This window comes from Thermospira aquatica (assembly GCF_023525255.1).
Classification (GTDB): Bacteria; Spirochaetota; Brevinematia; order Brevinematales; family Thermospiraceae; genus Thermospira; species Thermospira aquatica.
The window spans coordinates 931,193-947,636 of sequence record NZ_CP073355.1; the positions used below are offsets into that span (position 1 = coordinate 931,193).

The 16,444-nt window shown below is 46.4% G+C and carries 12 protein-coding genes, 2 tRNA genes, 3 rRNA genes and 1 pseudogene; 10 read left to right on the forward strand and 8 right to left on the reverse strand.

Going from position 1 to position 16,444, the window contains the following annotated elements:
- Nucleotide 1: 1 nt before the first annotated feature.
- The 5 genes from KDW03_RS04450 (at nucleotide 2) to KDW03_RS04470 (ending at nucleotide 5,685) form a co-directional block, all read left to right on the forward strand.
- Nucleotides 2-724: a tetratricopeptide repeat protein gene (locus tag KDW03_RS04450; protein ID WP_271436194.1), complete on the forward strand. Its 723-nt coding sequence runs from the start codon at nucleotides 2-4 to the stop codon at nucleotides 722-724.
- An 18-nt stretch (nucleotides 725-742) separates the two neighbouring features.
- The gene (gene dprA / locus KDW03_RS04455; protein WP_271436195.1) at nucleotides 743-1,822 is read left to right on the forward strand and encodes a DNA-processing protein DprA; all 1,080 of its coding nucleotides are present in this window, start codon (nucleotides 743-745) and stop codon (nucleotides 1,820-1,822) included.
- Nucleotides 1,822-2,592 carry an amidohydrolase family protein gene (locus KDW03_RS04460; RefSeq protein WP_271436196.1) on the forward strand — a complete coding sequence of 257 codons (771 nt, stop codon included), beginning with the start codon at nucleotides 1,822-1,824 and terminating at the stop codon, nucleotides 2,590-2,592. The genes dprA and KDW03_RS04460 overlap by 1 nt, the downstream gene beginning before the upstream one ends.
- A gap of 226 nt (nucleotides 2,593-2,818) precedes the next feature.
- Complete coding sequence (locus tag KDW03_RS04465) at nucleotides 2,819-4,144, forward strand: ligand-binding sensor domain-containing protein (RefSeq protein WP_271436197.1); 1,326 nt, start codon at nucleotides 2,819-2,821, stop codon at nucleotides 4,142-4,144.
- Nucleotides 4,144-5,685 (forward strand): NAD(P)H-hydrate dehydratase, encoded by a 1,542-nt coding sequence (locus KDW03_RS04470; protein WP_271436198.1) that lies wholly within the window; start codon nucleotides 4,144-4,146, stop codon nucleotides 5,683-5,685. Before KDW03_RS04465 ends, KDW03_RS04470 begins: the two co-directional genes overlap by 1 nt.
- On the opposite strand, the gene KDW03_RS04475 is transcribed toward KDW03_RS04470, so the two are convergent.
- The 6 genes and pseudogenes from KDW03_RS04475 to KDW03_RS04500 all read right to left on the reverse strand — a co-directional run bounded on the left by KDW03_RS04475 (nucleotide 5,682) and on the right by KDW03_RS04500 (nucleotide 9,843).
- Entirely contained in the window at nucleotides 5,682-6,356 is a 675-nt protein-coding gene (locus KDW03_RS04475; RefSeq protein ID WP_271436199.1) for a hypothetical protein, read from the reverse strand. The two genes, KDW03_RS04470 and KDW03_RS04475, sit on opposite strands and share 4 nt — an antisense overlap.
- Nucleotides 6,357-6,359: 3 nt before the next feature.
- Complete coding sequence (locus KDW03_RS04480) at nucleotides 6,360-6,989, reverse strand: hypothetical protein (protein WP_271436200.1); 630 nt, start codon at nucleotides 6,987-6,989, stop codon at nucleotides 6,360-6,362.
- A gap of 52 nt (nucleotides 6,990-7,041) precedes the next feature.
- Nucleotides 7,042-7,755 (reverse strand): hypothetical protein, encoded by a 714-nt coding sequence (locus KDW03_RS04485; protein WP_271436201.1) that lies wholly within the window; start codon nucleotides 7,753-7,755, stop codon nucleotides 7,042-7,044.
- Entirely contained in the window at nucleotides 7,752-8,093 is a 342-nt protein-coding gene (locus KDW03_RS04490; RefSeq protein ID WP_271436202.1) for a hypothetical protein, read from the reverse strand. Before KDW03_RS04490 ends, KDW03_RS04485 begins: the two co-directional genes overlap by 4 nt.
- A 25-nt stretch (nucleotides 8,094-8,118) precedes the next feature.
- Nucleotides 8,119-8,427 carry a thioredoxin gene (gene trxA, locus KDW03_RS04495; protein ID WP_271436203.1) on the reverse strand — a complete coding sequence of 103 codons (309 nt, stop codon included), beginning with the start codon at nucleotides 8,425-8,427 and terminating at the stop codon, nucleotides 8,119-8,121.
- Nucleotides 8,428-8,624: 197 nt separating this feature from the next.
- Nucleotides 8,625-9,843: pseudogene (locus tag KDW03_RS04500) on the reverse strand (integrase catalytic domain-containing protein).
- Nucleotides 9,844-10,130: 287 nt separating this feature from the next.
- On the opposite strand from KDW03_RS04500, the gene KDW03_RS04510 reads away from it, so the two are divergent.
- From KDW03_RS04510 to rrf, 5 genes are all read left to right on the forward strand, one after another.
- Nucleotides 10,131-11,652 (forward strand): 16S ribosomal RNA (locus KDW03_RS04510).
- A gap of 59 nt (nucleotides 11,653-11,711) precedes the next feature.
- Nucleotides 11,712-11,785 (forward strand) — tRNA-Ile (locus tag KDW03_RS04515).
- Between the two features lie 7 nt (nucleotides 11,786-11,792).
- A tRNA-Ala gene (locus KDW03_RS04520) sits at nucleotides 11,793-11,865 on the forward strand.
- 69 nt (nucleotides 11,866-11,934) lie between these two features.
- Nucleotides 11,935-14,795, forward strand: a 23S ribosomal RNA gene (locus KDW03_RS04525).
- Nucleotides 14,796-14,833: 38 nt separating this feature from the next.
- Nucleotides 14,834-14,941: ribosomal RNA gene (gene rrf / locus KDW03_RS04530) — 5S ribosomal RNA — on the forward strand.
- Together the 16S, 23S and 5S rRNA genes with 2 tRNA genes alongside form the textbook arrangement of a ribosomal RNA operon.
- 15 nt (nucleotides 14,942-14,956) lie before the next feature.
- Here the strand turns inward: rrf and KDW03_RS04535 are convergent.
- Entirely contained in the window at nucleotides 14,957-15,106 is a 150-nt protein-coding gene (locus KDW03_RS04535) for a hypothetical protein (RefSeq protein WP_271436206.1), read from the reverse strand.
- Nucleotides 15,094-16,320 carry an integrase catalytic domain-containing protein gene (locus KDW03_RS04540; RefSeq protein WP_271436207.1) on the reverse strand — a complete coding sequence of 409 codons (1,227 nt, stop codon included), beginning with the start codon at nucleotides 16,318-16,320 and terminating at the stop codon, nucleotides 15,094-15,096. Before KDW03_RS04540 ends, KDW03_RS04535 begins: the two co-directional genes overlap by 13 nt.
- Nucleotides 16,321-16,444: the final 124 nt, after the last annotated feature.

Below are 16,444 nucleotides of genomic sequence, written 5' to 3' on the forward strand. Positions count from 1 at the left end.
CATGAACGTGAAAAAATATTTCCCTTTTGTTGCTTTTTTCCTTGTCGGTTTTGTGGGAGGTTTTTTTCTGGGGATGGCTCAAAACCCTGTGACGAGTGCTATTCGAAAAGCTGAAAAGCTCGCCGCAAGTCAAAAACTCGAGGATAAGAAAAACGCTCTCGAGTCTCTCTCCCAGCAAAAGGAGCTCATACGACTTGCTACGATTAATGCCAGGATAGAAAATGCCCGCAAGCTTGTGGCTTTTTCGCTGGCAGATAGACTCATCGTGCAGCGAATGTGGTTTGAAGCGGCTCGTTATCTTGAGATAGCCCAGGACATTACCCCGGCAAGTGCGGCGGTTGCCTACCGTCAGGGATTGGTGTATTATAATCTTGCTTTTGCGGCGACAAATCTCTCCATGCAGGATGCCTACCTCAAGAAAGCAGATGAGCGTCTCAGGTTTGTTCTCAAGCAGGAACCCGAGAATCCGGATGCCCTTTATCTTCTTGCTCTTATGGCTCTTCAGCGAAAAGATGCCAGAGAGGCTTATCAGTACCTTTCGATTGCTTACAAGGTGAATCCAAAGAATGTGGATATCCTTTTTGCTTTAGCACGTGTTTACTATGAATTGGGAGACTATGAACAGGCAAAAAAGGTGTATGGTAAACTTCAGAGTATTTTGCCTAAAAATGATAGCCGATGGGATACTGTTGAAAAGAATCTTCAGCTTCTCCAGCAGAGGTGATAGGGAGTATTGCTCTTTATGAGTGATAATCTGCTTTTATATGCAGCGCTGAGTAGTAATGAGACGATAGGTCCCAAGCGTTTTGAAAGAATCCTCGCCAGTTGTGGGAGTGTGGAGCGTTTTTTTGAACTTTCGGTTGAGGAGCAAATGCAGTGTGTGGGAGTTTCCTCACTGAACAGAGAGGTTTTTGCCTCGATGCTCAAAAACGGAGAGGAAATTCTTCGCCGTTGTCGAGAGGAAGGGATTGAAGTCATCTCTCTGGAGGATGTGCGTTTTCCAAAGGTTTTACGAGAAATCCCGGATGCTCCTTTTCTTCTCTATGTGAAGGGGCATCTTTTGCCAGATTTTCCGATGGTGGGGGTTGTAGGAACCCGCGATGCTACCCCTGAGGCTCTGGAAGTCACCCGTTATTTTTGTCGGGAATTTGTTGGTTTTGGAGTAGGGGTGGTAAGTGGGCTTGCCCAGGGGCATGATGAAACTGCCCATAAAACAGTTCTTGAGTATGGAGGGTATACAGTAGCTGTTTTGGGGACATCGTTTACCAGAGTAGCAGAGCACAGGCGGGAGCTTTTTGATGCTCTTTGCGAACATGGAGCGGTGATCAGTGAATATCATCCCTTTGCTACCAACCAGAAATGGCGGTTTCGTTTTCGCAACAGGCTTATAGCGGGACTTTCTCGGGCTGTTGTGGTCATGCAGGCTCCGGAAAAATCCGGCTCTCTTATCACGGCTGAATTTGCCCGTCTTCAGGGTCGTCCGTTATTTTTTGTTCCAGGCAATCCTTTAGACCCTCGTTATGCGGGAAGCAATGCCCTTGCCAAACAGGGTGGGATTCTTGTGGCTCTTCCAGAGGATGTTGTCCATGTCATTTATACAAATCCTCCTCAGAAACCTCCTCCCCCCGCGCAGAATGCCCTGCCTCTTCTCACGAAAGAAGAACATGAGATATTTGAGAAACTACCCGTGCAGTTTTCTCTGGATTCTCTTCTTGAAAAGGGGGAGATGTCGGTAGGTGAGATAGTCCAGCTTCTCACCCAGCTTGAGGTAAAAGGCTATGTAACCCAATATCCTGGAAATATCTATGAGAAGAGATTGTGATGATAGATAGCCATGCTCACCTCTCGCTTGGAAAGATATATGCAGCCTTTGGTGAGGACAAGCTTCTCATGGCTATGGAAAGTGCAGGAATTCATTATGGTGTGGTTTCCCTTCTTGATGTTATGGAGTATGGCCATCAGCATCAAAGTGATCCCCTCCCCACCCTTTCTGAATGGGAGGGAGCTCGGATGATAAGCAAGCAATGCACTTCCTCAAGGCTTTTTCCTCTTGTGTGGGCACGCCCCCATGATGAAAAGAAAGAAGATTTCTTTGAATGGCTTGCAGAAAACCATCAAAAGTTTTATGGCTTCAAGTTTCATCCCTTTCACTCTCGCACTCCTCTTGACCATTCGGTGTGGGAGCCGTATTTTCGATTTGCTGCGAAATATGGTTGGCCAGTAGTGGTCCATACGGCGGCAGATGAATTTTCACGGCCGGAGCTTGTGAAGTCATGGATAGAAAAATATCCGCAGGTGTCTTTTGTCCTTATTCATATGGGGCTGTACACGGATCATGAAGAGGCTGTGAAGATGGTGGCAAACTATCCCAATGTTTTTGGGGATACAACCTGGGTTTTGGAGGAGAAAATCTGGTCTATTCTTGAGCGATGTGGTGCGGAAAAGATTCTCTTTGGTAGCGATGCGCTGGTGGGAGGAGAGGATACGTATGCCTTCTACCAGGGTTTTCTCTCTCGTTTACAGGAATTTCCCGAGCTTTTTTCACTTATTACCCATGAGAATGCGAAAAAAATCTTTCATCTTCCCTGTTAAAAGGAGAATTTTCTTTGAGATGAGAGCAATAGGGCTATAAAAGCTTTTTTGGAGACGTTTCTTTTGAAAAAAGAGATTTTTTGATTTTATGATAGCTGAGAAAGATTTCTTGGGCAAAACAAGAGATTTTTTTGTAAGGTTTTCCTTTGTTGTTTTGTGTGTCACTTCATTTTTAAAGGGTTTTTTGTCGAAAATACAATGGATAAACATTTGGCAGGAGTTTTGTGTGAAAAAGTACTTTTTTCAAGTTTTTATGGGTACACTTATTGTTGTTTCGGGATGGGGTTTTGAACCATCGCAGCTTGCGTCTTTTCAGAGGGTTCCAAAAGAAGAACTGGTGAAGGCTATAAAAAGCGCTGTGCTGGTGAATCGACTTTCTCAACTTAAAGACTATATTTTAAAAAACCCCTCGCAATTTGTTTCTCTGGATATTCCCTCAGTGTATCTTGAGGTGGCAACCAACTATTACCAGACAAAAAACTTTTATCTCTCTCTCATGGTGGCTACGGAGGGATACTTCATGAAAGGAAATGCCGAAGCAAGGGCAATCTGTGCTTACTATGCTGCGAGAATTCTCTATCAACAGAACAACAGAGAATCTGCCCTCTTTTATGTCAATAGAGCGATAGAACTTTTACCCCAAAATCATGAATTTACTCTTTCTGTAAAGCGACTCAAACGTCAGATCCGTTGGGAATATATTTCCCGTAGTGAAGGAATGCCGGATGAAAGCATCAGTGATATCTGTTTTGACGGCGATGATATCTGGTTTTCTATGTGGACGGGTGGGATCGGAAGGTTTAGTCGGAGTTCGCTTGAGCTTATCATTTTTTCTCAGAAAAACTCAGGGCTGAAATCGGATCATACCAGGACCCTTGCTCTTGATGGGGATACCCTGTGGGTGGGGACGTATGGAGGGCTTTGTTTTTACAACAAAAAAAGCGGTAAGTGGCAAAATGTTTCAGGGGAGTTGAGTAGTGTGCCTGTGAAAAAACTCTTTTTCTACGAGGGGGAGCTTTATGTGGCCACGCTTGGCAAGGGGCTTTTTGTAAAAGATAAGGGGAATTTTCGCAAGATCTTCGAAACATCTGTCTATGTATCGGATGTTCTCCATGGGGATCGCTGGATGCTTATTGCCACTATGGACAAAGGGGTATACGTCTTTGAAAAAGGGAAACAGGTGGCTCATATTCTCCCCGGCTATACGGTTAAAAGTCTTGTTTTGTATCGTGGCATGATCTACGGAGGAACCCATGGCAATGGGATGTTTGTTGTCAAGCCGGGAGAGTGGCAGAATCTTTCCTGGGTAGAAGGGATTTCTTCACCGTATGTTGAGACCCTTCAGGTGTATAGGGATGTGCTGGTTATAGGCACTCTCGGAGGGGGAGTAAACTTTCTCTTTCCTGATAAAACCGTTCGTGTTTTGACTATTCTGGATGGGCTTTCCAGTAATGATGTGGTGCGTATACGGCCGGAGAAAAACCGGCTTTGGTTTGGAACGCTTTCCGGGGGAATAGCTATCTTGCTTGTAGAAAACATGGAGGATATCTGATGTGGATATGCAGTTTTGAGGAAAAAATACGAAGGGAAAAACAGCTCTGGGAAAAGGGGGTGACTACCCCCTTTTTTCGTGCTGAGGAGAAGGGGGGAAGTATTGCCAGAGAAATTCTCTCTGTATCTTCTTCCAAAGGCAAAATAGTGTTGTGGTGTACACCAGACCTGTGGAACATGAGTGCTCTTGTGTGCGCGAGGCTGTTAAACGCGGCAGGAAAAGAGATCGTTCTTGGTGTTTTCCCCAATAACGGTGATATCCCTAGAGAATGGCGGTCATCTCTTCGTCTTCTTCGGAAGCAGGGGATAAAAGATATCTTTTTTCTTGATAAGGCTTCTCTCAGAAAACGTTTTGTAGAGGCTTGTAAAGGTGCCGAGATGCTGGTGGGATTTTTTGTTGGAGGTTGGAATAAACGAAAAGAGTATACCAGCCTGCTTGAATGGGCTTTGCGATGTTTTCCTCTTTTGATAGGGATAGAGGTTCCACTTGGGTATCCGGAGAGTGTTATTCCTACACATGAAGTATGGTCTTTAGATTTTTTTGTGGAGGATATACTGGATCTCCCTTACAGACCATGGGTGGAGAAACGAAAGCTCCTTTCTTCTTTTCTTTTATCCTCTTTTTATGAGGAGGCTTGTGCTCACAGCTTTGTTTCCACACCGTCAGAAGTGGCTTTTCTGGTAAAACAGAGGCCTCTTGAGGGGCATAAGGGAAGTTTTGGCAGGCTTCTTGTTATCGGGGGTTCGGAGGTTTATCCAGGGGCTATGATTCTCGCGGGGAGGGCTGCTTTGCAAAGTGGTTGTGGGTTAGTCACCGTTTCGAGCGACACTCGCCTTGCCATTGATGAACCTCAGCTTACTTACCTTCCTTTCACTCAGGACAGGGCTCTTTCTATTCTTGAAGCTTATCTTCAACGCCTCTCAACCTCGGCAATCCTGGTTGGAAACGGGTGGGGGGATGATCCCTCTCATGGGGAATTGTTGAGGTTTTTGCTTACCCAACCGTATGTAAAAAGGCTTATCATTGATGCTGATGGACTCAATCTCCTTGCACGTTCGCCTCTTTTATGGGATACTCTAAAAAAACAGCAGCAACAACAGCCCAAAGAGATTATTTTGACCCCTCATGTAGGGGAAATGGTGAGGCTTTTAAGAATTTCCTCGGATGATTTTCGTCAAAAGAGAAAAATGTACACCCTCCAGCTTGCACAGGAACTTCAGGCAGTTATCGTGCAGAAGGATGCGACGACCCTGATTGTTACCCCTGATGGAGAGGTGTGGTACTCTCTCTACGGCAATACCGCTCTCTCCAAAGGGGGAAGTGGGGATATTCTAGCAGGGCTTATAGGGGGACTTGTAGCCTCTGGCTATACCACAAAAGATGCGGCACTGGTGGGATGCTTTTTACTTGGGCGTGCGGCAGAGCTATGGACACAAACGTATCCCCCCGAATCAGCTACCCCTTCAGGCATTCTTTCGTTTATTGCCGAAGCCTGGAAGGAGTTGTATGAGAGAAAAAAGTTAGTTCAAAATCTTTTTTAGAAATGAAACATCTCATCGTTGGTGTAGGCATGATACGCTGCTCGAAGAAGAGTGAGAATCTCCTGGATAACGGCTTGAGAGGGGAGTTTATCGATAAAAAATGTAAGTGGTTGTTGGGAAGTGTCAAATAAAAAACGCCAGCTCCCATTGCCCATCTGCCAATGAGGAAGATCAATGCTTATAAAATATTCGCTTTTTTCTTCGGGGGTAATGTGTTTCCAGTCGGGGAAGAGGTTTTCTTCGTAGAAGAGCTGGATAAGGTGAACCAATACGAGATGGTAGAAGTTTTTTTGTGTTTTGAGAAGGGTAAAAATGTTGGCTGTCTCGGGGTAAGGCTTTTCCTCTACGAGAAGATGGTACCACACATCGCAGAGAAGAAAAAATGCTTTAAGTTTTTCGGGGGTTTCTTTGATATCGCTATTATCAGAAATCAGTTGGGCTTCTGTGAGCACATACCGTTCCTGACCACGATCTTCTAATTGGAACCCAACCTCATTTCCCAGGAGAAGGGTCTGCCCGCGATGACTTTTTTCTTGAGAAGCACCAAAAGCGATAAAATCAAAGCGGCCTTTCGTCGGATCAAGCACAGTCCCTGAAATATGGTTGGAGGATCCAAAATGATTTGATCGGGCTATAACCCATCCTTGACCGGAAAGGTTTTTTCCCACCATAGGCTAGCTATTTTTTTCGTATTCGATTTTTTCAATGATCTGGTAGCTTGTGACGTTTCCGCGCTTGTCCCGGATTTCTTTTACAATGGCAAATCTTCCTGCTCCAATGTAATAGATTCGTTGGTCTCTGGCGAGCTTTGTTTTGTATTGCTGGAAGATCTCTCGGAGAGCACAGTCAAAGTGCACTAATTTATCATGGAGAGGATGTCGTACCGTTGTATAAAATTTTTTGATTGGATAGTTGCATATTGGACAGACATTTTGGGTGATTTCTCCGTTGTCTTCAGGAGCGACAGAAGGGCTCTTTTCCTCTGTTGATGAAATCTCGCTAAAAGTATACGATGGTATATCGAGATCCTCAGGAAGCTTATAGTCAGGGGGAAGCACTTCATGAGCAAAAGAACGTTTTACAGGTTCAGCACTCATGGGTGGTTTCTTCGGGCTTTGAGAAGATGGGGAACGGTTTACTTGTGATGGTCGATCAGAGGGTTTTTGTTGAGGGTTTTGATTTTGTTGACTCTGTGGGTTAAAACCCTGGGGACGATTCTTTTTCCCTCGAAAACGACGCCAGCGTTTATTTTTTTTGTTTTGGGAGTTTTGTCGATTTTGGGGTGATTGTGGTTTATCCGTCATGATAATTTTCTCCTCAGCAAAGAAAGTAGAGCCGGGGCTAAGCCCCGGCGTATTATGGCAGATCAAGTTTTGTTAAAGGCTCAAAAACACCTGGCACATCGGCGGGTGTAAGAGCTTCAGCACGCTTGTGGAATTCAGGAAGGATCGCCTGGAATGCCTTGTCCAGCCGGAGTTCTCGACTGTTGAAATCCTGTTTCAACATTTCCATTGTTTCAAAGGCAAGTTGCTTGAGATTTTTGAAAGCGTTTTTCTCGTTGAGGATCACCGTTGTCATGGCAAACATGAGAAGTCCTCCAGGGATGGCCCCAAGAGCCGTTGTATCCATGGCAGGGTAGCAGATGCGAACTGCTTTGACCCCGTACTTTTGAGCGGCTCTATCCATACTTTCTCTCTGGAGGATTTTGGCGCCTGCAAGGGGACCCATGCCATACACAGGATCATCCTTTTCAAAATCATAGTCGGCAAAAGCAACAACACTTACGCCTGATTTTAAAAGCCCTGCTTCAGCAAGTGGGTCAACCCAGAGAGTTGTCGATGTCCCCATGAAGAGGTTGGTGCGTTCGATATCTTTTTCGTTGGCAACAGCCACATCAACGAGCCCGAGTTGACGGATGTTTTCCAGTTTGCTAAAATCGGGGTACTGAAGCACGGGATGGAAAGCAACATCAATATCGCGAACCTGTGTTGGGCCGTACTGTTCATAGCGCTTGGTTGCACCTGCAGCAATACCGTTGATAAGATGGACCACTTTGTACTTTTGTTTCAAGGTGTCGCACCATGTCCTGCCTTTGCAGCCTCTCTTTTGAAAGCCTGAACATGGTAGTGACCGATCTGCATACTTTCTCGGTCATAATGTACCGCATACACGGGAATCTTTTCTCCAAAGAGGAGCTGAATGGCTACAGCTCGAAGAATCCCGTTGGAACCACCAAGCAAGAGTACGACATGGTCATCGGGAAGTTTGATTCCCATGGGTTTGACTGTAGCAAGCTGCCTGGCCAGAAGCTCGTCAGCGGCCTTTTGTCCTTCTTCTTTCAGAATCTTGGCGAGTTCTCGGATATTGATGCCTCCGAGTGGCTTTTTTTCAAATGTTTGAAGTGACATTTCTACCTCCGCTTTTATGGTTGTTTTATCGATGACTTTGGATCCATTGTTTGAGTCTCTCTTTGGATATGGTGCCTACATGGGTGGCCACAGGTTGTCCTTTATGAAAGAGAATGAGAGCAGGTATGCTGCTTATGCCAAAACGCATAGCAAGTTCTCCCTCTTCATCTACATTGACCTTGGCAAAGGTAATATCTGGCATCTCCTGAGCGGTTTGCTCAAAGATAGGGGCAAGCATAAGACAGGGGCGACACCATTCTGCCCAGAAGTCCACAATAACCCATTCTTTTGTTTGGATGGTTTTTTCAAAATTACTGCTTTGCAAAACTTCCATGGGTTCCTCCTCTGTTTTTTGCCTATTTAGGATAACAGAGATTTTTGGTTATGTCAAATTTTTCTTTCTCCCCCTCTCTTCTTTCTCCTTTACTTCAAATGGTTTAAATCATTTCAAAAAAAATTTCAGAAACCTCCCCGTTGCGTCAAATAAAAAAGTACTCGAAATTCGAATCATTGCCTCATAAAAAAAAGTACTCAAAAATTCCATACAGTTTCCTCCAAATTTTTGTTTTTTACATTCTTTTTCTTTTGAAGGCTGAAAAGTTTTCTCTGGCAAGCTGTAATTTTTTGTCTTAGGTGAAACAAATCGAGAGCCTTATAAAGCCTTGTTAGGCGTTCCTTTTGTGCCTCACTTACATAAGAGCTTTCTAAAAGCCGCTGGTAGGGAGTTTTAATATCATCATGCTTCTTTGCACCTGCTTCCGATTTCTTTTTCTCTGTCATTTTCATAACCGGTTGAAAAAAGTTGGCATAAAGCCTGAGATACGCATAGAGTCGGTTCAAGTAGTAGACTTCTTCCTCGGTATCGTAGCGGAAGTATCCAACATTCTGGCGGACTATGGAATAGTTTTTCTGCTCAACGTAGCAGTTATCATTGGAACGGGAGCTTCTTCCTCTTGTAAATTTTATCTGGTTCTTCTCACACCAATCACGCAGAGGATGATTAATAAATTCAGCACCGGTATCAGAATCAATTCCCCGTAAATCAAAAGGAAGTCTTTTGACTTTTTCTATGGCTTCTCTTACCCATTTTGAAGCCTTGTTTTTGATTGCCACAAGTTCTGTCCAACCGCTCCAAACATCCACCATATTTAATGTTTGAGCAAAATCTCCCCGGCTATTTCCTCCCTCATGGGCAACCAGATCAATCTCCATGAACCCAGGGCAATTTTCATCCCACTCTGCCCACGTGCGTATAGCTATTTGTTGCTTTAATAGCGTTCCAGGCTTTGTACCTTTTCGTCCTTTTATCTCAAGCTTTTTACGCTCATGCTTCAAAAGTCGGTCAATACTTGAGGCACTTATATGGCGCAAGTTTTCTATAGCCTGTGGAGAACCGTGGAGATGTCCGTTTGCTAAGAGATTATCTAAAACTTCATTTAAAATTGGCTTTAAACGTTTGCCACACATGTAGTTTTCAATTTCCCAGACCTTTTTTAGAAGTTTTAGTTCCTCTTCGCCGAATTTTTTTCTTTCTGCCAGGTCTTTTGCCCTTCTTGGCTATGTCGGCTTTTAAGGTAATTTTTCTTGCCTACATAGATGGTTTTTCCGTGTTGCCTCAAGAGCCTGGCGGCATAGTTTCGATTTTTAGGCCTGTTATCCTCACAAAATAATCCAGTATCTCCTTTTTCTCCTTTTTGTTGGCTTTTTGATACTCTTTCGTTTCCCTGTAAATAGGTCTCCTTTCAAACATCGCTAATTCCACCTTTTACCTCCAGTTCTTTGAACTGGATTATTTTACACAAATTTAAAGTACTTTTTTATTTTGAAGCAACGTTCCCTTTTCGAGTACTTTTATTATGAAGCAATTCGACCTCTTGACAAAGGCAGGAAAATATGGTATAATAATAGTCCACGCTACGACTGAGTGTATGTGAGAGGTTGTAGGGTTGGTTTTTTTTGAGAGGAGATAGTACTGAGGTGAGGGACAACGAACAAGTAAGCTAGGACAAGCTTTGAAGTTATGGAATTGAGATATTCATGACGGAGGGTTTGATTCTGGCTCAGAGCGAACGCTGGCGGCGTGTCTTAGGCATGCAAGTCGATCGGCAGCGCAGGTGTAGCAATACACTGGGCGGCGAGAGGCGGACGGGTGAGTAATGCATAGGAATCTACCCAAAGGACGGGGATAGCCTGGGGAAACTCAGGGTAATACCCGATGATATCGTAAGATCAAAGGGGCGTTTGCCTCACCTTTGGATGAGCCTATGTCCCATCAGGTAGTTGGCGGGGTAAAGGCCCACCAAGCCGAAGACGGGTAGCTGGTCTGAGAGGATGATCAGCCACAAGGGGACTGCGACACGGCCCCTACTCCTACGGGAGGCAGCAGCCAAGAATTTTCCGCAATGGGCGAAAGCCTGACGAACGGCGCCGCGTGAGGGAAGAAGGTCTTCGGATTGTAAACCTCTTTTGTAAGGGAAGAATAAGGCGAGGAGGGAATGCCTTGCTGATGACGGTACCTTACGAATAAGCCCCGGCTAATTACGTGCCAGCAGCCGCGGTAATACGTAAGGGCCTAGCGTTGCTCGGAATTACTGGGCGTAAAGGGCGCGTAGGCGGTTTTGCAAGTCAAATGTCAAAGACCACGGCTCAACTGTGGGGAGGCATTTGAAACTGCGAAGCTAGAGTATGGTGGAAGGCGATGGAATTCCCGGTGTAGCGGTGAAATGCGTAGATATCGGGAGGAACACCGAAGGCGAAGGCAGTCGTCTATGCTGATACTGACGCTGAGGCGCGAAAGCATGGGGATCAAACAGGATTAGATACCCTGGTAGTCCATGCCGTAAACGATGCACACTAGGAGTTGGCGGTTTCTGTTGGCTCCGCAGCAAACGCGTTAAGTGTGCCGCCTGGGGAGTACGGCCGCAAGGCTGAAACTCAAAGAAATTGACGGGGGCCCGCACAAGCAGTGGAGTATGTGGTTTAATTCGATGCAAAACGAAGAACCTTACCAGGGCTTGACATGTACTGGACTGGTGGTGAAAGCCACTTTTCCCGTAAGGGACTGGTACACAGGTGCTGCATGGCTGTCGTCAGCTCGTGCCGTGAGGTGTTGGGTTAAGTCCCGCAACGAGCGCAACCCCTGTCATTAGTTGCCACCCGCGAGGGGAACTCTAATGAGACTGCGGCGACAAGTCGGAGGAAGGATGACGTCAAGTCATCATGGCCTTTATGTCCTGGGCCACACACATACTACAATGGTCGTTACAGAGGGAAGCGATACCGCGAGGTGGAGCAAATCCCTAAAAGCGGCCTCAATACGGATTGGAGTCTGCAACTCGACTCCATGAAACCGGAATTGCTAGTAATCGCAGGTCAGCCAAACTGCGGTGAATACGTTCTCGGGCCTTGTACACACCGCCCGTCACACCACCCGAGTCGGTTTTTCCTGATGCTGGTGACTCTAACCGTGAGGGGGAGGCCAGTGAAGGAAGGATTGGTGAGGGGGGTGAAGTCGTAACAAGGTAGCTGTACCGGAAGGTGCGGCTGGATCACCTCCTTATAGGGAGATTTGATAGTCCCTCATCTCAGTTTGTTTTTATAGGTTGAGTTTTTAGGATTGGGAGTATAGCTCAGGTGGTTAGAGCGCAGCCCTGATAAGGCTGAGGTCAATGGTTCGAGGCCATTTACTCCCAGTGTGATGGGGATATAGCTCAGCTGGGAGAGCACCTGCCTTGCAAGCAGGGGGTCAGGGGTTCAAATCCCCTTATCTCCAGTTTTTTTGATAGGGAAAGGGATATATTGGATATATTGAGATAAGACAGGACATAGGACTGAGGTAAAAGGTCAAGGGAGAAAGGGCTAAGGGTGGATGCCTTGGCACCAGTGTGCGAAGAAGGACGTGAAAAGCTGCGAAAAGCGTCGGGGAGTCGCAAATGGCGTAGATCCGGCGATATCCGAATGGGGCAACCCGGCCAGGGTCATGCCTGGTCATCCCTGTTAAGGGAGGCGCACCCGGGGAATTGAAACATCTTAGTACCCGGAGGAAAAGAAATCAAATGAGATTCCCCGAGTAGTGGCGAGCGAAAAGGGAATAGCCCAAACCGGTGGGCATGCTCACCGGGGTTGTAGGACTCCTGTAAGCATCATGGAATCTAGCAGAACGGTTCTGGGAAGGCCGGCCGTAGAGGGTGAAAGCCCCGTATGCGAAAGAGGAAGTGAGCGAGGAGTATCCTGAGTAGCACGGAATTCGTGGAGTTCTGTGTGAAGCTGGGGGGACCACCCTCCAAGGCTAAATAACACTGGTGACCGATAGTGGACGAGTACCGTGAGGGAAAGGCGAAAAGAACCCCTGATAGGGGAGTGAAATAGAACCTGAAATCCTTAGCCTACAAGCTGTAGGAGCCCGCGAGGGTGACTGCGTGCCTATTGAAGAATGAGCCTGCGAGTTACAGGTAGTTGCGAGGTTAATCCCTGAAGGGGAGTAGCCGAAGCGAAAGCGAGTCTGAATAGGGCGTCTAGTAGCTATCTGTAGACCCGAAGCCGCGTGAGCTAACCATGGGCAGAATGAAGTCTCGGTAACACGGGATGGAGGTTCGAACCGGTAGGCGTTGAAAAGTCTTCGGATGACCTGTGGTTAGGAGTGAAAGGCCAAACGAACGTGGCGATAGCTGGTTCTTCCCGAAAAGTATTTAGGTGCTGCCCTGTGTGGCAAGTGCTGGGGGTAGAGCGCTGGATCGGGAAGGGGGATTTATCCTACCGACCCGAACCAAACTACGAATACCGCACCCGAGGCACAGGAGTAAGAATATGGGGATAAGCTCCATATTCGAGAGGGAAACAGCCCAGATCGTCGGCTAAGGTCCCCAAATACCGCTAAGTGGATAAGGAAGTGGAATGACCGAGACAGCCAGGAGGTTGGCTTAGAAGCAGCCATCCTTTAAAGAGTGCGTAATAGCTCACTGGTCGAGTTATTTTGCGCCAAAAATGTACGGGGCTAAGCGGTATACCGAAGCCACGAACTCGGAAGAGTGGTAGGGAAGCGTTCTACGAGCGACGAAGGTTTACCGTGAGGTAAGCTGGAGCGAGTAGAAGTGAGAATGCAGGCATGAGTACACGATAAAACGGGTAAAAAACCCGTTCGCCGAAAGCACAAGGGTTCCTGGGCTACGATATTCGACCCAGGGTTAGCCGGCCCCTAAGGTGAGGCCGAAAGGCGTAGCTGATGGGAATACGGTTGATATTCCGTAGCCACCTGTTGGAGTGATGGGGTGACGCCCTGCATAGAGCCATGCGGACTGACGGATGTTCGTCGAAGCCATTGAGGCTGGTGTGAGTGAAATGCTTGCGCCGCAAAGCCAAGTGGTGAGCGATCCTTCTTTCGGGGAGGAGAAGATGGCCGAGTGTAGGGCCGAGAAAGAGCCTCTAAGCGATGAAGACAGGTGACCGTACCAAAACCGACACAGGTGTGCGGGGTGAATAACCTAAGGCGCTCGAGATAACTCTCGCTAAGGAACTCTGCAAAATAGCCCCGTAACTTCGGGAGAAGGGGTGCCTGCGAAAGCAGGTCGCAGTAAAGAGGCTCAGGCGACTGTTTACCAAAAACACAAGACTCTGCAAACTCGTAAGAGGAGGTATAGGGTCTGAAACCTGCCCAGTGCCGGAAGGTCAAGAGGAGGTGTTAGCTGATGAGGCGAAGCATCGAATCTAAGCCCCGGTAAACGGCGGCCGTAACTATAACGGTCCTAAGGTAGCGAAATTCCTTGTCGGGTAAGTTCCGACCCGCATGAATGGTCCAACGATCTGAGCGCTGTCTCAGCGAGAGGCTCGGTGAAATTGTATGCTCGGTGAAGATACCGAGTACCTACGGCAGGACAGAAAGACCCCGTGGACCTTTACTACAACTTGGCGTTGAAATTTGGTTTACCATGCGCAGGATAGGTAGGAGGCTGTGAAGTGGGTGCTCTGGTGCTCATGGAGCCGACCTTGAGATACTACCCTTGGTGAATTGGATTTCTAACTCTCGCCTTGCAATCGGGGTGGAGGACAGCGTCTGGTGGGTAGTTTGACTGGGGCGGTCGCCTCCTAAAGGGTAACGGAGGCGCCCAAAGGTTCCCTCAGCATGGTTGGAAATCATGCAGAGTGTAAAGGCAGAAGGGAGCTTGACTGTGAGGCCGACGGGCCGAGCAGGGACGAAAGTCGGGCTTAGTGATCCGTGGTTGCGCGGAAATGCCATCGCTCAACGGATAAAAGGTACCCCGGGGATAACAGGCTGATCTTCCCCAAGAGTTCATATCGACGGGAAGGTTTGGCACCTCGATGTCGACTCATCGCATCCTGGGGCTGGAGAAGGTCCCAAGGGTTGGTCTGTTCGCCCATTAAAGCGGTACGTGAGTTGGGTTCAATACGTCGTAAGACAGTATGGTCCCTATCCGCCGTAGGCGTTTGGGCACTTGAGGGGAGCTGCTCCTAGTACGAGAGGACCGGAGTGGACGAACCGCTAGTGTACCTGTTGTCACGCCAGTGGCATAAGCAGGGTAGCTATGTTCGGAAGAGATAACCGCTGAAAGCATCTAAGCGGGAAACTCGCCCCAAGATGAGGTGCTCCTTATGGTCCGTGGAAGACTACCACGTTGATAGGCTACAGGTGTAAGCGCAGTAATGCGTTGAGCCGAGTAGTACTAATCGGCCATTAGCCTTGACCTTTTACAAGTCAGTCTCCTGTCTTATCATTGTTTTTATTTGCTCTCGACCATAGCGGAGGGGGTACACCCGGTCCCATTCCGAACCCGGAAGTTAAGCCCTCCGTCGCCGATGATACTCCGTCAGGGGGAAAGTAGGTGTCGAGAGCTTTTTTTATTTTGCACTTATTCTTTTTTTGATATTCTTACAATTCCTTTGAGGTTCTTTTTTCCCAAGGTTATTGTTCTTTCGGTTAAAAATCCCGTTGCGTCAAATAAAAAAGTACTCGAAATTCGAATCATTGCCTCATAAAAAAAAGTACTCAAAAATTCCATACAGTTTCCTCCAAATTTTTGTTTTTTACATTCTTTTTCTTTTGAAGGCTGAAAAGTTTTCTCTGGCAAGCTGTAATTTTTTGTCTTAGGTGAAACAAATCGAGAGCCTTATAAAGCCTTGTTAGGCGTTCCTTTTGTGCCTCACTTACATAAGAGCTTTCTAAAAGCCGCTGGTAGGGAGTTTTAATATCATCATGCTTCTTTTGCACCTTGCTTCCGATTCTCTTTTTCTCTGTCATTTTCATAACCGGTTGAAAAAAGTTGGCATAAAGCCTGAGATACGCATAGAGTCGGTTCAAGTAGTAGACTTCTTCGTCGGTATCGTAGCGGAAGTATCCAACATTCTGGCGGACTATGGAATAGTTTTTCTGCTCAACGTAGCAGTTATCATTGGAACGGGAGCTTCTCCCCCTTGTAAATTTTATCTGGTGCTTCTCACACCAATCACGCAGAGGATGATTAATAAATTCAGCACCGGTATCAGAATCAATTCCCCGTAAATCAAAAGGAAGTCTTCCTTTGACTTTTTCTATGGCTTCTCTTACCCATTTTGAAGCCTTGTTTTTGATTGCCACAAGCTCTGTCCAACCGCTCCAAACATCCACCATATTTAATGTTTGAGCAAAATCTCCCCGGCTATTTCCTCCCTCATGGGCAACCAGATCAATCTCCATGAACCCAGGGCAATTTTCATCCCACTCTGCCCACGTGCGTATAGCTATTTGTTGCTTTAACAACGTTCCAGGCTTTGTACCTTTTCGTCCTTTTATCTCAAGCTTTTTACGCTCATGTTTCAAAAGTCGGTCAATACTTGAGGCACTTATATGGCGCAAGTTTTCTATAGCCTGTGGAGAACCGTGGAGATGTCCGTTTGCTAAGAGATTATCTAAAACTTCATTTAAAATTGGCTTTAAACGTTTGCCACACATGTAGTTTTCAATTTCCCAGACCTTTTTTAGAAGTTTTAGTTCCTCTTCGCCGAATTTTTTCTTTCTGCCAGGTCTTTTGCCCTTCTTGGCTATGTCGGCTTTAAGGTAATTTTTCTTGCCTACATAGATGGTTTTTCCGTGCTGCCTCAAGAGCCTGGCGGCATAGTTTCGATTTTTTAGGCCTGTTATCCTCACAAAATAATCCAGTATCTCCATTTTTTCCTTTTTGCTGGCTTTTTGATACTCTTTCGCCGTTTCCCTGTAAATAGGTCTCCTTTCAAACATCGCTAATTCCACCTTTTACCTCCAGTTCTTTGAACTGGATTATTTTACACAAATTTAAAGTACTTTTTTATTTTGAAGCAACGTTCCCTTTTCGAGTACTTTTATTATGAAGCAATTCGAAAAT